Below are 14,484 nucleotides of genomic sequence, written 5' to 3'. Positions count from 1 at the left end.
TATGAAAGCATTTGTCGTTCAGAAATATGGTAAGAAAGAAGATCTTGCACTTACCGAAGTTACCAGACCGGTAATCAGAGAAAACGAAGTTTTGGTAGAAATCTATTCAGCAGGGCTTAATCAGCTGGATTCTAAAATTTTATCAGGTGAATTCAGACAGATTTTACCCTATCAGACACCTTTTATTTTAGGGCACGATTTGGCAGGTATTGTAGTCGAAACTGGCTCGGAGGTAACAAAATTCAAGGTTGGGGATGAGGTTTATGCCCGACCTTCTGACCATCGTATCGGAACTTTTGCTGAATATCTGGCTGTTCAGGAAAAAGATCTTGCCCTAAAACCGAAAAACCTCTCGATGGACGAAGCAGCCGGAATTCCTTTGGTCGCCCTGACAGCTTGGCAGGCATTGGTGGAGTTGGGAAAACTAAAGAAAGGAGAAAAAGTTTTTATTCAGGCAGGAACCGGTGGAGTAGGAATTATCGCAATTCAGTTGGCGAAATACTTAGGGGCTACAGTAGCAACTACTGCAGGGAAAGCAAACTTCGAAATGCTCAGGAAGCTAGGTGCAGACATTTTAATCGACTATAAAACTCAGGATTTTGAAAATGTTTTGAAAGATTATGATCTTGTTCTAAACAGTCAGGATGTTCAAACGCTGAAAAAGTCTTTAAATATTGTGAAAAAAGGAGGTATGGTCATATCCATTTCAGGTCCGCCAACTCCTTTGCTTGCTGAAGAACTTGGTGCTTCATGGGTGGTTAAGATCATATTGTCACTTTTAAGTTTAGGAATAAGGAGAAAAGCAAAGAAAAAAGGGATTACTTACCGTTTTTTATTTATGAAATCCAGCGGAAAGCAACTTGAGGAAATAACAAAACTTTTTGAAGACGGCACTATAAAAACTGTGATTGACAGAGTATACCCTTTCTCTCAAACAAATGAAGCTTTGCATCATGTTGCAGGAGGAAGAGCGAAAGGAAAAATAATTGTCAAATTGAAGTGATGTAAGTCAGTAAAACAACATTTATTGAGAATAATAAACAGGTAATAAAAAATATTAAAAGTGTATTTTCATAGAGCTACAGTGGTTTCGGGAGCATTATTATTCTTGCATTTCCACCTTCACGAATAACGATCAGTTTTCTGTTGACCATATTTTGCAGAAATGCATTTCTTTCTGCAACGGGCATATTGAGGATGTGATCAAAATCACCGAAAAAGTTCCCGTTGTTTCCACCTGTTTCAGTATGTTTTTTCTTTACCAGCTCAAGTATTTGATTTTCCATTTCTACAGGATCCATTTCTCTTTTTTTAGTATGTTTAAAATACTTTCTCAATCTACAAATAAATTATTATAAATGATGCTTTTCTATGAATATTGAATCTCAATCTACGAAAATTGATCTGCGAGAGCTGATTATACACAAGTAACGTTTCAGATTAAGAATCAGAGGTGAATTTTTTTGCACACTGTAAGGGCAAACCTTTCTATTGCTGGCTTAGTATTTGTAATTTATATGAATCATTAATTAATTTATATGTTATGAAAATTACCAGTGACATCAAGGAAAATCTTCTTACACTTACAAAATTGATTGAAAATATTGAGGTCGTATACAAAAAGAAAAAGAAGTACAGCGGAGAATTATCTAGGGTAAAGCAATCTCCATTTGAAGCAAGAATATTGGATGAAAAAAATGAAGACGATCCTGAACACATTATAGACTTTGATATTGCAGAGCAAATTACAATCAAATTTTTCGACGGAACGATCAAAACATATCAGGATGAAGTTGCGTAATTCTCTTTCATTTTTTTGATCCGCATATAATAATATCAAGTTTATACTCAACAGTAAACATATTGTGACCAGAGTCATACTTCTCGTAAATGTTTGTTTGTACCTTAGATTATTATATAAAGGAAAAAGTTTGACGCCGTTTATCCTTTTAACAACCGGATTTTCTTAATCTTTAAAAGTACAGATTATGATTATTGATGAGAAATTGCTAAAAGCACAGGGAGCACAGCTATTGGCTTTGGAGAAGGATGAGTATCTGGTAAAAAAGGAAACATATCCTCAAAATTACTATCAGGTAAAAAGTGGCAGTTTCAAAATCACGACTGACAACAACGATAAAATTGAGTTTATCCATCAGCTTCCGGGAAAAGGGGAACCTGTGGGAGAAACTTTTTTATTTTTTGAAAATCTCTATGAGATCAATGCAATAGCTCTGAACGACAGTATAGTGTATGTATTGGAAAGGATCAAGTTTCATCAGCTGTTAGAAAAGAATCCTGCGATCTTGCTGAAGCTGTATCAGTATGCCTGCGAATCGATACAACATCAGCGCATCCTTATGTATAAGGTTGCCTACAGTGATCCTGCAAATAAAATCATAACTGTATTAGATCATATAAAAAAGGTGCAGAATCAGCTTGTCCCGTTTCAGTACGAAGTACCCTATACCCGGAAACAGCTTGCATCTCTTACGGGTCTCCGCACAGAAACGGTCGTAAGAACCATCAAATTAATGGAAAAACAGGAGCTGGTAAAAATTGTCAACGGTAAGGTTTTTTACTGACATCATTTACATTTGGCTAAGAAGTAAGCAATTAATTTAATTTTAATCAATCAACAATACAATTTCAAAGTGACATTTTTTCATTTTTCAGATAGTATATTAATGACAAAAAGTTAATCATTTTCTATAGATTCTGACAGGATTTCACAGGAATCTGTTGGTATATTTTTTGTGATTTTTAAACCGAGATCATTAAAAATATTGTTTAACTTAAAAATTTGTTTGTTATGACAACAATCGTAAAAAGAAACAATGGTAGCTTGATTCCTGCCAATCCGCGTTCGCTGTTTGACGATTTTTTCAATCGCGAACTCTTTAACTGGGGCAACAATAATTTTTCATCTTCACAGACTACGCTTCCGTCGGTGAATATCAAAGATCTTAACGATGCTTTTGAAGTAGAGGTTGCTGCTCCCGGTATGAACAGAGAAGATTTCAAAATTACCATTAACGGTAATGTACTCACCATTTCATCTTCCAAAGAAGACAAAGATGAAGAACCTACCGAAACTTTTACAAGAAGGGAATTCAGCTACAAATCTTTTCAGCGTAGTTTCGAACTCGCAAAAGAGGTAATTGATGACGAAAACATCGAAGCCCGCTATGAAAATGGTGTTCTAAGGCTTACTATCCCGAAAAAAAACAGCGGAAAAACAGAAACATCAAGATTGATTGAGGTTCAATAATTTTTAAAAGGTTTTCCGGGATTCCGGGAAACCTTTTTCTTTGTTACCATCTTTTAAATATAGATATATGAATGCATTATTGTGGTCTATCTGTGTTTTATCTCTTACTTTATTGACATTGGGTTTTGTACTCAAAAGATTAAATCAGCCTTATCTGATCGCTTATATCATTGCCGGGATTTTATTGGGACCTCACTTTGCAGGCGTTTTTTCTAATGTGGAAGAAATAGAAATCATCGGTGAACTTGGCGTACTTCTTCTCATGTTTTTCCTGGGTCTGGAAATCAATATCCCAAACAAGCGGCATCTCATCATAAAACCTTTGATTGCACAGGGTATGAAAGGTCTTTTGGGTCTCGGATGCGCCGTATTGATAGGTCATTTTCTTGGGCTTGATCTTAAAAGTATCACTTTGATTGCGATACTCTTTTTTTTTAACAGCACTGCAGTCGTTACAGAATTCTTAAAAAAATACAATATACTCAATACCACATTCGGAAGTACATTATTTAATATTCTTCTCCTTCAGGATATTCTGCTTGCTCCCGTACTTACTCTTCTGAAAGCATGGAGCGGGCATCAGCTCATGGCCATACATCTGATATTGCCGATGATGGTATCTGTTGCAATTTTTTTTCTTTTTAAAAAGATCAGAAACGTTCAGGAGATCAGATTACCGGGATTTTTAAGAATGATTGAGTATGACCATGACCTGCAGCTGTTTCTGGGTCTTCTGATCTGTATGGGTTTTGGTTTGGTGGCAGATCTCGCAGGGTTGAGCAGCGCTTTGGGAAGCTTTATAGCCGGTGTACTCGTAGGAAGACTCAAAGTTTTCAACTGGCTTGAGCATTCGCTTGCTTCGTTTAAGGTATTTTTCGTTGCACTGTTTTTTGTTTCGATAGGTCTTCGACTTGATCTCAGTTATCTTGTAAGTCACAATAAAATCATTATTATCGGTACATTATTCGTTTTGTTGAGTAACAGTTTAATATCTGCAGTCGTCTTTCGCCTTCTTCAATTCGACTGGAAAAGCAGTTGGTTCGGAGGTGCATTATTATCTCAGACCGGTGAGTTTGGAATTCTGGCGCTTACCATTGCTTATAAGGCAGATATTATTCAATACGAAATTTATAAAGCAGGTCTCGCTATTACCTGTCTTACGCTTTTGTTTTCAACAGTTTGGATTGTCCTGTTGAGGAAATTTTTACACAAGCGCATTTCGCCTGAGGGTACTTAATCTCCTCAACAGAACATTTCTCTAGACATTAAAAAATACAGGATTAGTAGAATATTTTACTGTTTTTTAATTTCAGCATATTTTCACTTTCCATTTTTTTTATGGTTCTGATGACGGTTTCGATTCTTAAACCGGTAATAGATGCAAGCTGTTTTCTGGTAAGATCAATTTCAAAAGAGTATTTATCAGGATTATTGCTGTAGCTTTTAAAGTAATTGAAGACTCCAAGCAGCCTTACTTCAGGTTTCAGAGACAGATTGTGCTGCATCATGATAAACTTCTGATATAGCCTTTGTGATAAAAACCTGTTGATATCCAGAGAAACATTCGGATGTTCATCAAGTAATTTAAATAGATTCTCTTTTGGTATCTTCAGGATCTCGCAGGGCGATAATGTTTCTGCATTCACAGGATATTTATCGCTGATAAAAAGCATCAGCTCACACACACTCTGACCGGGAAATAATATACTTTGAATGATTTCTTTTCCGTCTTCATCAAAATGATTTAATTTAATTCTTCCGCTTGCGATTTGGAAATAATATTTTGGTGTCTCACCTTCTTCAAAAATAGTTTTAAGAGCGTTGATATGTATGATGTCGGCACCATATGATTGTAAAAGGTTACTGTTAATAAGCATAATTTTGATATATTGTTATTATTTCTGACCAAAGATAAAAGTGTGCCATCTGATCCTGATAAATTTACAGGACAGCTGTTTTTTGTAAATTTTATGACCAAAAAAAGATAGTAAGCATCTGTGGAATTTGATTTCCTTTTCTTGATTTAAAGCTATTCATTGTCAGGATCTTAAACCGAAAATCGAGATAAAAAACCATCAAATAAATCTACAAATTTTCCCTGTATATTGGCAGATCTATATTTTTCAGTTTGAGATTGATAAAATAAAAACCTTCTCCGAAGAGAAGGGTAATACACAAATGATGAAAAAAAATTGAATGCGTATTTCTACGTTTCAATCTCTACAAAAGTAAAGACAATATTATGCAGAAGTTATGCTTCAGATCATATTTTAGATTTACGGGCAATAAAAATAATAAAGAAATTGCTTTACCATCAGAGCAAAAAAGTGATACATTTCCGGATATTTATAATAAAAAAACCTCCGAATGAAATCAGAGGTTTGTAAAAATTAAAGTTCACTTGGTGTAAACCCTTCAGTTACGTTAAGACTTTGAAATTGTTGCTGCAGCTGTTGTGTTTCAGGTACTTTTATCATGCTGTTGACTGTAACGTGCGGCCAGTTAATAGGCTGTGCAGTTCCTGTAGCCGGAAAAACCAGATTGATCGTCTGTGAATACTGTAAGATCTGGCTAGGATTTCCTGCGCTGTCCGTAATATCTTCAATCCAGAAGGTGGCATCCATTTTTGTGGCGTTTACGTTGGTCTGAATAAATGGAATATTCAGAATTCCTCCGTTGGCATCGGGCGTATTGGTAGACATTTGAATAACGGTCATATTGCTTACTCCGCCTGTTCCTACCAAACCTTCCAATGTAGACTGAAGAAATGCATTGGGATTCACCTGATTGAACGGTGCAAACTGAGGATTCCCAATAATCTGATCAGAATAACCGAGTTGAGTGATTCTTCCACCATTCAGCAGGGTAGGAATGGAAGAAGCCGGACTGAAGAAATCAGTTCCCGGATTACCAACTTCACTTGAGCTTCCAAGTGCCAATAAAGAATTTCCGTGAGGAATGGTTGACATACGCGCAATTGTGTAGCCACCGTTTGGCTGACCTAAATTTAAGAATAATCCGGTCTCCACATGAATAGTTGATCCTGCAGGAAAGCCACGGTCATTGCAAAAGCTGCTGTCACAAGCACTTACGATTTGCTGCTCATATAAAAGACCGAAAATCATTTGTTCTACCTGCTGTCCGTTTACGACAGGACCACGGTTTCCAGCCTGTACGACAACCGGATTAAAAGTCAATGTTTCTGTATAGGGAATGACTTCAAAAACAAACCCTTTATCCTGTCCCGGAACAGAAATGGTATTCCAGCCTGCTGAAATAGCTGATGCAGGAACGTCAGCGTTTTTCCATGTTCCTACAAGTGGTGCCAAAGCTCCAAGATCTGAGGCAGAAACTCTTTCAAGAGGAAGAACTTGCGCTCCTAATGTGAGTCCTCTCATTTTACTTTCTAGATTCATAATTTTTAGTTTTTTATGGTTAAAGGTTTTAGTTTTGATCAAATATAATACGCTCTCGTCTGTATTGCAGCAGGAGCAGACATACTTGTACGGACGGCAAAAGCAGGTGTGTCTCCGATCAGGAATTCGAGGTCTGCTTTCATTGGGTGATCAGAATTTCCGTAGGTCATTTGTACTCGTTTTTTGCTTTCTTCCGAACTTAAAAAATGAAGATTTGTCGGTTGAAGGATATTCCAGCGGCAGCCGATTAACTGATCTTCAAATTTTCCATATTCTGTGATAGGAGAGAATGCCGACATTTCAGGAATAAGATCTGCAACATCAGCAACACAGGTAAAAATACTTTCTGAGCTGTCTTTCGGATCGTTACAAGTTACCGTCCATGTGTTTTGACCGGGAACATTTAGTGAAGGAAGATTTGTTGTAAATGAAGTTTTAAATTTGGGCTCACCGAACAATTCGATTCCTGCTTTGATCGCCATATCTGCATCACAAGGAACCCAAACGCGCTTATGTCCCATTAGTTTTGTCTGTTCTTCTCCTCGAAGATACTCTTCAGCCGTTACAAAAGCGACCGTGTCTTTTTGAGATTCAGGATAAGAAACTATATTTAACTCTATTTCCTGAGTGGTGCTGGAACCATTGGGAAACTGTCCGGTATAATTTTGGAAATTAAAACTGACCAATGCTTTTCCATTAAAATCTGCGGCGATGAGTCCTGTATTTTCAAGATATTTTAAAACTTTTTCGCGGTCAGCAAAAAAGGCTACTTCAATATTGAAAAGGGTTGCGTAATAAAACGGTAATCCAAATCCTTGCGGGATCGGAGGTAATTGGTTGTTCATAGTAATGAGTTTTTGGTTTTAGTTTTAAAATTTTAAAACCTTATAGGTTTCTGAAACCTATAAGGTTTAATAACATTTCTCTCAGTTTAATAATTATGAGCTTTTGATTAATCTTAACCTTTATGATAAGGACATCCTGAAGGTGGATTGGCAATGCGCTCAGAAACTGCAGCAGTTGTCGTCATGCTCATTGCAGGAGGTGCATTGAAAAATTCCTGTTCGATTATTTTTCTCTGATCTGCAGGAATATCCTCAATTTTACGAAGCGTATTTACCTGAATGTGAGGCCAGCTTGTTGTACCACCGTCATTTCCGAAATCAAATTCGAAAAATATAATTTGCTCGTATTGAAGCTGAAGAATTTCTTTTCCATCTTCAATTACAGTTTCGATCCAAAGATTAAAATCTATTTCAACTGTCGGTACAAAACGATTAACAAAAGGAACGTTTAAAATTCCACCTTGGGCTCCAGTTTGCATTCTTGATGATAATTGAACAAGTACATAATTTGCAACATTTTGTCCGCTCAATGTGTCTCTTAATCTCATATCTGGTCTTACACAATAAGGATATAGCTCATCTGCCAATATTCTCTGGGTATAAATTTTATTTGAACCAGGGTCGTTTTCATCAGTTAAAGTCTCGTGAACCCATGCCGGAGCCGGTTCGTCAAGGTTGATCGGATGGGTAACACTTGCTCCTGCACCTCCCATTGTAGGGGAAATAGCAAGGTGAGGAGGATCCCAAGTTGCATCTCCATAAGGGAATTGCGGAGCACCATTTCTAAGGTAATATACTTTATTATCTTTACTTTCAGGTGTAATATCTCCCAATACCGTAATCGTGCTTCCGTGAGGGATAACTCCACTTCTTGAGATCGAATAATCAGGAATAAAATAAGGTCCTGTGATACCATCCATTGGTTTTATTTCCTGTGCAGGAATGATTTCATAATATTGCTGTCCTTCTTTTAATTGGCTCAAAAGAATGTATGAAGAGTTACCGTTTTCGTCTCTTACTTCAACCAAAGGTTCGTTTCTGTATTCTCCTTTATATCCGTATTTTTTAAAATCTTCATTAGAAAAGGCGTGAATTCCTCTGTCTCTTTTGATGGTTTCTTCAGTTGCAGCGTAATTGTAAACGTCGCTTAACCAAAGATACATTCCGTTTTCTTCGTGAATTCCGGCGTATTGTAAATCTGGATTTCCTTCTACTTTATTTACACTTTTAATGGTTTGATCGTATTTTACAGCACCACAAAATAATTCTGTTGCACCACCACGGTTACGAACACCACCGGGAACGATTTCGAATGTTAATTTTTCGATGTATTCTTCAGTATCAAAACTGAATTTCCCTGGAATTGTATTTTGATTGGTTCCTGGAGAAGGCATAATCGTCGTGTGAATTCCACTTCCTAATGATGGACGGTCGATATTTTTATTGTAATTAGCATTATAACTTACCCATGTTCCATTTAATGCTTCTAAAACACCATACTTTACATTATTTGCAATGTCCTGTAAATTTTCTTCCCTAAAAGGGGTTACCGGATCGTCGATTAAAAGTTTCGAGTATCCTTCCATTAAATTGGCAAGATAACCTTGCTGATTCTGACTTGGTTGTGGTGCTCTTAAAAATTCACTTCCTTTTTCTAAACTTTCTTTTTTTCTTTTAAGCATGGTGTATTAGTTTTTTGTGATTAATTAGTGGGATATTCAAATGTTGGTCCTGCATTGTATTGAGAATCCAACGGTTGGCTCATTAGTCCGATCGCCTGTTCTTTCAATGCATACATATACATGATTGATTTTTCCAGTTCTTTGGCATTGCCTTCTACAGCAGCCTGAATGGCATCCAGTAAATTTTTATAAGTCTGATTAAATGCTTTTCCTTGTGCATATAATTGCGGATTAGACTCATAATCTGCCATTTTCGGATTTGGTTTCATAGGATAAGCGGCGTTCCAGTCTACAGGAAGAGATTTTCCTGTTGGTGGAGTAGTGACGGGCATCATTCCGTTTTCATCTGTAAATTCTTCGTATTTTCCATTCAAATAATAGTGCTCATGGAAAATTTCTTTGAATCTGAAATAATGGGCTAATTCCATCCCTTCTTCAAACTGAGAAGGATCAACATCAAAAATAGAATCATCCGCACCTTCACCTTGCCCTTTAATTTCCTGAAAAACGGCTATTACTCCGTCTAAAGCTTCCACAGGATGCAGTTTTCCACCGCTTCCGTAATATTGCTCAGGACGGATCTGTTTTGCAGGATCTCCCGTGAAAATTCCACCCGTATTTAATTCTTCAAAAGTTTGCGGCAATCTCCCGTTGGCTTTGTAATAAGCAATGATTTGGAAGACAACAATATAAAAGAACAAAACATCATAATATTCACCGATTGTATGAACATTTTTCATGATGAAATCTTTCATGTTTTCAAGAGTCCAGAAATTATTTTCCTGTATTGCTGCCTTTTTAAGAAATGGTTGATTCTCTTCAATATGATCATATTTCGGAGCTTTCACCAAAGGATTACTCGGGCTTTCAATAGCAATAAATGTTGCAATGCTGTTTGTGGAAAACGTTTCCAGACCTACGAAGAAATCAACATTCATCGGTAACTTCATCGGATAAGTCGGATAATTCTGTGGTCTGTTGACAGAAGGCTGAATGCTTACCGCATTCATCACATTGCAAACCATAATCATATGAAGCATTTCTTCAACGGCAACGCTTCTGATGATTTGTGAAGCTGAGGCATTCGTTCCGTCTTTAATTGAGTACAAAGCAGTAAGATAGGGGGGGATTGTAGAATGCTCAATAAGAATTGCGGTCTGCAAAAGATCCTGTAATACAGGACGGTAATCCATATCAGATAATCCTTTTTTAACCGTTGACGGAGCAGATTTTGAGTCAAATCTTTCGATAGTAGCTGGCTGCGAAATTTCAGAGGCAAACTGTGAACTCAGATATTGATTAAACTCTTCAATCTGACTGTTTAATAATAAGCCGGTCAGTGTTTTGCTGTGGTATTTTAATCCTTCAAGCCAGTCTTCTTTACTGATTTTTGAGTCAAATAATAATGTTTGTAATGAAATGGCATCTGCAACGATTGTATTTTTGCTTAAAGCATTTGAACTTTTTAATAAAGTTTCCTTTGATTCTGTTTTATTGATAAGTCTCTGTCTCATGTTTTCAGTTTTTGAATTTGTTTTCCAGATCAGCCAAAATAGATTCTACTGAGCGGATGGTGAATGCTGATAGGGTTAAAGTAGGGTTTGAAGTTCCCAGAGTCGTCATATTTCCGGCACCTACGATGTATAAATTGGGGTGATCCCAGGATTTGCAATAGCTGTTGGTCACAGAATCGTCCGGCGTTGCACCCATTCTGTGTGTTCCTACGATGTGACCGGCTCCGTTGTAAGAATATCTTACGTTGTTATACATAAACGTATTGTTATCTGTTGCCTTATATTTCGTGAAATCTTCAATACCAAGTCTTTCAAACATCTGATCTGAAGCCAATTTTGCCTGTTCCATGGCTTTCATTTCGTACTCCGTCAGTTCATAATTGATAACCGGACGCGGAATTCCCAAAACATCGAGATATTGATCATTTATGGTTACTCTGTTGTTTGGATTCGGTAACTGCTCGATTTCAAAATGAAATAAAACCTGTCTTGTCAATCTTTTCTGCAAAGCTTCTTTTAATTCTGTTCCGAAAAGCCCCTGTCCCAAAAATTCAGAAACATCTGATCCCGGAGAAAACGCAGGCCAGCTCCATCCCCAATTGTCAAGAGGAGAAATCCATGCTGAAAATTCACTTCTGAAATTCCCGTCACGGAAAGACGAAATATTGGTCGTAGAACCCGGACCTCTGTAAGAATAAATCGGTTCAGGGAACAATCCCCAAGTCAGCATTACCATATGATCCATTAAATTTCTTCCTACCTGATCACTTCGGTTGGCAACGGTTTTTTCTACTTTTTGTCCGTTTTCGATAACGGTATATTTTGAATTCAATAAAATTTTAGGATTTTCAAAAGCATTGGCTGCAAGAATCACGATAGAATCTGTAGTATCAATAACTTCTTCAGTAAAATTTGCACTTTCCTTAGAAATATATCTTCTCAAATGAACTTTTGAAATTTTCTCCTGATTTGCCTGATCAACACTCAGTTTGTAAACAACACTTTGAGCCTGAACCTGAATGTTTGGATTTTTTTGAAGATTATCATTTTTATTGACTTTATAAAGTGCTTTTTTCAATGTTTTTAAGGCATTGTATTTTGCCTGAACCGGACAGATCGGAACGCATGAAGCATTTCCTTCACAACGTTCTCCCATGTAAGGATTCCAGACAGAGCCTAAAGCTTTATATTCTTCGTTTTCAATGTTTTTCAATGATAATTTATAGCCAGAATCTGTATTTTCAGCTTTAATTATTTTTGATTTGCCGTAAAGAGGATTCGGAGTAGAATTTCTTCCCTGAGGTGTTGGAACCAGTTTTAAAGGAAAGTTTTCAAAATTTAACTGAACGCTGGTTCCTGCAAGTCCATCAATAATCCTTTGATCCATATAGCTTTGCGGAATTTCTTCCATCGGGAAAACATAATCGCCATAGTATTGTTCCATACTTTCAGAGATAGGATATTCCTGTGCGGCAACATTTCCCGAAACGCCGATTTCAAACTCAGCCATTTCATAATATGGTTTAAGGATGTCGTAATTGATGGGCCAATCCATCGCTCTTCCGTAGTTTTTCTTTAAATAAAAATCATTCGGAAGCATTCTTGGCGTTGTTCCCAGCCAGTGAAGGGTCGTTCCGCCGCCAACTCTTATTGCATCACTCGCAAAAGGCATCGGACCAAACTGTACCAAATATCCCTTTTTATCCGGAAACGGCTGAACGATCGGTGCCATATCCAGAACATCCGGTGATGGTGCCTGTTTCAGATTCGGATAAGGAGAATTGGGAACTTTTGCTTCCTCCATATAGAATTTACGGATGTATTCGTTGTAAGTTGTCATTGATGTTGCAGAATCCAATGCCAATCCGGCTTCCAATCCGGCTTCAAACATCAGTACAGATAATTCTCTGGCATCTTCCGGCTGGTCGACTTCGGTACGGTAAACCATTTTACCTTTTTTCGTATCAAATACATGATCGGTCAGAAGTTTGGCAATCAATGATCCTGCGATCCCCGTTCCTACGATGATCACATCTTTTTTGGGTAGGTTGTTATTTTGTTGTTTCATGAGTTGCTGTTTACAGGTTTAACGCCCCAAGATTTGAAACCGGGTTGTTTTGCTCCCGGCGGATGGGCATGCATTACATTCCAGACAAGACCTTCTTTGTACGATAAATCATTTATATAAGCACCTTCCCAGGTTCCCAGATACCAAAGAGTGATGATGCTGTTGGCAATAGCCTGTGTAGAAGGATTGGCAAGAATGTCAGTGGAAATAAGGTTGTTTAACTGATTTGAATTTTGAGATTTTTCAATCAGATTTTTAGAAGTATTTAGAAATTCTGTAAAAGTTACATTCTCTATATGATCAAGAATGTAGCGATAATAAATTTCTGCTAAACCTGTTGACTGTAGTTCGTTGACAGAAAAACCGGTAAGAGCTTCTGAAATAGTGACGAACACGCCGTAGTAATAATCATCGACGTTGAGGATTTTGGTGGTAATAATCATTTTGTTGAAATTTGGTATTAGTGTCTCTGTCTTCTTACTTGGTAGAAGATATTTTAAGATCGGAATAAAAAAATGTTAGATTGCCTCAGCCTTGATCAGGCGGTTTAATAAGTTTTCGGTTGTTTTTTGAGTCTGACATGATTAGTAGTTTTTAGTTGTCTAAAGATAATGAATTATGATTGTGTCTATATCAGTATTTTTACTGTAAATGACTGTTTTATAGTGTATTTATAATGGTTATAAAGAGTGAATAATAAACGGATTTTTTTGCTGTTTTTTTTATTTAATTTAGATTTAATTTAAATAAAACAGTGTTTTTTTGTTATAAAAAATAACAGCAGTATTTTAAATACTGCTATTATTAATTGAGATAAATGATTTATTCTAAATGATCAATTACTTCTTGATGAACTTAAATGTTTGAATACCATTGTTAGTATAAATCTGAATCAGGTACATCCCCTGAACTAAAGAACGAACATCAATACTTCTTTCATCTTTATTTAATGTTTTCTCGGTGACCTTTTTCCCGTCAGCTGAAATAATTACTATTTTGATAATTTTTTCCTGACCAGTGAAATTCAGAACTTCTCGAACCGGATTAGGGTAAATCTGCATTTCTGATTTATCTTTTGTCACATTTCCAACACTTAAACTTGCGTTGTATGCAAGAACAGCTAATGAAGCCGTCGATTCACAACCGCCTGATGTTTGTGTAGCATAATACGTTGTATTGTTCACAATCAGAGTTGTCATTGCTAAACTGCCTGTATGATTTGTAGCATCTGATGCAGAAGCATACCATTTTATGTTTTGTCCGTTTACTACTAAGGCACTTAGCGTATCTCCGGCATTAAAACTCTGAACTGCTGCTCCTGTAGGTGCTCCTACTACACTAGACTGAGTAATTGTTACTGTTCTCGTTATCGTACACGCATTTGCATCTGTCACAGTTACGGTATAAGTTCCTGCTGCTAGACCAGTTGCAGTTGCTCCTGTTCCACCCGAAGGAGACCATGAATAAGTGTAAGGTGCTGTTCCGCCTGAAACAGTAATTGTCGCTGTTCCGTTAGATCCTCCATTACAAGAAACATTGGTTTGGCTTACTGTTGCAGTTAAAGCAATTGGCTGTGTTACGGTTGCATTTACGGTTGCCGTACATCCGTTTGCATCGGTGATGATGACGGTGTATGTTCCTGCAGCCAGTCCTGTTCTGTCTTCGGTGGTGATTCCGCCACCCCAGTT

General features: G+C 37.1%; 14 protein-coding genes. 5 read left to right on the top strand and 9 right to left on the bottom strand.

Annotated elements, in window-relative coordinates; translation table 11 throughout:
* Position 1 precedes the first annotated feature (1 nt).
* On the top strand, positions 2-1,003 hold the full coding sequence (locus AC4FQ5_RS18620) for an NADP-dependent oxidoreductase (protein WP_491145792.1): 1,002 nt from the start codon (positions 2-4) through the stop codon (positions 1,001-1,003).
* Positions 1,004-1,079: 76 nt separating this feature from the next.
* On the opposite strand, the gene AC4FQ5_RS18615 is transcribed toward AC4FQ5_RS18620, so the two are convergent.
* On the bottom strand, positions 1,080-1,301 hold the full coding sequence (locus AC4FQ5_RS18615) for a hypothetical protein (protein ID WP_491145790.1): 222 nt from the start codon (positions 1,299-1,301) through the stop codon (positions 1,080-1,082).
* Between the two features lie 242 nt (positions 1,302-1,543).
* Here AC4FQ5_RS18615 and AC4FQ5_RS18610 point away from each other — a divergent pair, with 242 nt between their 5' ends.
* From AC4FQ5_RS18610 to AC4FQ5_RS18595, 4 genes are all read left to right on the top strand, one after another.
* Entirely contained in the window at positions 1,544-1,801 is a 258-nt protein-coding gene (locus tag AC4FQ5_RS18610; protein WP_491145788.1) for a hypothetical protein, read from the top strand.
* A gap of 187 nt (positions 1,802-1,988) precedes the next feature.
* Positions 1,989-2,585 (top strand): Crp/Fnr family transcriptional regulator, encoded by a 597-nt coding sequence (locus tag AC4FQ5_RS18605; protein WP_491145786.1) that lies wholly within the window; start codon positions 1,989-1,991, stop codon positions 2,583-2,585.
* 227 nt (positions 2,586-2,812) lie between these two features.
* Positions 2,813-3,271 (top strand): Hsp20/alpha crystallin family protein, encoded by a 459-nt coding sequence (locus AC4FQ5_RS18600; protein WP_491145784.1) that lies wholly within the window; start codon positions 2,813-2,815, stop codon positions 3,269-3,271.
* A 67-nt stretch (positions 3,272-3,338) separates the two neighbouring features.
* Positions 3,339-4,508 carry a cation:proton antiporter domain-containing protein gene (locus tag AC4FQ5_RS18595; RefSeq protein ID WP_491145782.1) on the top strand — a complete coding sequence of 390 codons (1,170 nt, stop codon included), beginning with the start codon at positions 3,339-3,341 and terminating at the stop codon, positions 4,506-4,508.
* 43 nt (positions 4,509-4,551) lie between these two features.
* Here the strand turns inward: AC4FQ5_RS18595 and AC4FQ5_RS18590 are convergent, their stop codons facing one another.
* The 8 genes from AC4FQ5_RS18590 to AC4FQ5_RS18555 all read right to left on the bottom strand — a co-directional run.
* The gene (locus AC4FQ5_RS18590; protein ID WP_491145781.1) at positions 4,552-5,148 is read right to left on the bottom strand and encodes a Crp/Fnr family transcriptional regulator; all 597 of its coding nucleotides are present in this window, start codon (positions 5,146-5,148) and stop codon (positions 4,552-4,554) included.
* Positions 5,149-5,661: 513 nt separating this feature from the next.
* Entirely contained in the window at positions 5,662-6,687 is a 1,026-nt protein-coding gene (locus AC4FQ5_RS18585) for a heme-binding protein (protein WP_491145779.1), read from the bottom strand.
* A gap of 38 nt (positions 6,688-6,725) precedes the next feature.
* Positions 6,726-7,532 (bottom strand): hypothetical protein, encoded by an 807-nt coding sequence (locus AC4FQ5_RS18580; protein WP_491145777.1) that lies wholly within the window; start codon positions 7,530-7,532, stop codon positions 6,726-6,728.
* A 113-nt stretch (positions 7,533-7,645) separates the two neighbouring features.
* The gene (locus AC4FQ5_RS18575; RefSeq protein WP_491145775.1) at positions 7,646-9,214 is read right to left on the bottom strand and encodes a peroxidase, FMP-type; all 1,569 of its coding nucleotides are present in this window, start codon (positions 9,212-9,214) and stop codon (positions 7,646-7,648) included.
* Between the two features lie 20 nt (positions 9,215-9,234).
* Positions 9,235-10,728, bottom strand: a complete 1,494-nt coding sequence (locus AC4FQ5_RS18570) for a ferritin-like domain-containing protein (protein ID WP_491145773.1) — start codon at positions 10,726-10,728, stop codon at positions 9,235-9,237.
* A 4-nt stretch (positions 10,729-10,732) separates the two neighbouring features.
* Positions 10,733-12,796, bottom strand: a complete 2,064-nt coding sequence (locus AC4FQ5_RS18565; protein ID WP_491145771.1) for a GMC oxidoreductase — start codon at positions 12,794-12,796, stop codon at positions 10,733-10,735.
* On the bottom strand, positions 12,793-13,239 hold the full coding sequence (locus AC4FQ5_RS18560) for a hypothetical protein (RefSeq protein WP_491145770.1): 447 nt from the start codon (positions 13,237-13,239) through the stop codon (positions 12,793-12,795). The genes AC4FQ5_RS18565 and AC4FQ5_RS18560 overlap by 4 nt, the downstream gene beginning before the upstream one ends.
* A gap of 396 nt (positions 13,240-13,635) precedes the next feature.
* Positions 13,636-14,484: T9SS type A sorting domain-containing protein (locus tag AC4FQ5_RS18555; protein ID WP_491145768.1), on the bottom strand; the 849-nt coding region annotated here is incomplete at its 5' end.

This window comes from Chryseobacterium sp. DT-167, assembly GCF_058310155.1.
Note: the sequence above shows the minus strand (reverse complement) of the source record. Positions and strands in the feature narration are given on the sequence as shown.

Bases quoted from the DNA above. Each gene is read 5' to 3' on its own strand.
- AC4FQ5_RS18595 (WP_491145782.1), top strand. From the start codon at position 3,339: ATGAATGCATTATTGTGGTCTATCTGTGTTTTATCTCTTACTTTATTG.
- AC4FQ5_RS18585 (WP_491145779.1), bottom strand. From the start codon at position 6,687: ATGAATCTAGAAAGTAAAATGAGAGGACTCACATTAGGAGCGCAAGTT.
- AC4FQ5_RS18615 (WP_491145790.1), bottom strand. From the start codon at position 1,301: ATGGATCCTGTAGAAATGGAAAATCAAATACTTGAGCTGGTAAAGAAA.
- AC4FQ5_RS18605 (WP_491145786.1), top strand. From the start codon at position 1,989: ATGATTATTGATGAGAAATTGCTAAAAGCACAGGGAGCACAGCTATTG.
- AC4FQ5_RS18570 (WP_491145773.1), bottom strand. From the start codon at position 10,728: ATGAGACAGAGACTTATCAATAAAACAGAATCAAAGGAAACTTTATTA.
- AC4FQ5_RS18590 (WP_491145781.1), bottom strand. From the start codon at position 5,148: ATGCTTATTAACAGTAACCTTTTACAATCATATGGTGCCGACATCATA.
- AC4FQ5_RS18620 (WP_491145792.1), top strand. From the start codon at position 2: ATGAAAGCATTTGTCGTTCAGAAATATGGTAAGAAAGAAGATCTTGCA.
- AC4FQ5_RS18580 (WP_491145777.1), bottom strand. From the start codon at position 7,532: ATGAACAACCAATTACCTCCGATCCCGCAAGGATTTGGATTACCGTTT.
- AC4FQ5_RS18565 (WP_491145771.1), bottom strand. From the start codon at position 12,796: ATGAAACAACAAAATAACAACCTACCCAAAAAAGATGTGATCATCGTA.
- AC4FQ5_RS18610 (WP_491145788.1), top strand. From the start codon at position 1,544: ATGAAAATTACCAGTGACATCAAGGAAAATCTTCTTACACTTACAAAA.
- AC4FQ5_RS18560 (WP_491145770.1), bottom strand. From the start codon at position 13,239: ATGATTATTACCACCAAAATCCTCAACGTCGATGATTATTACTACGGC.
- AC4FQ5_RS18575 (WP_491145775.1), bottom strand. From the start codon at position 9,214: ATGCTTAAAAGAAAAAAAGAAAGTTTAGAAAAAGGAAGTGAATTTTTA.
- AC4FQ5_RS18600 (WP_491145784.1), top strand. From the start codon at position 2,813: ATGACAACAATCGTAAAAAGAAACAATGGTAGCTTGATTCCTGCCAAT.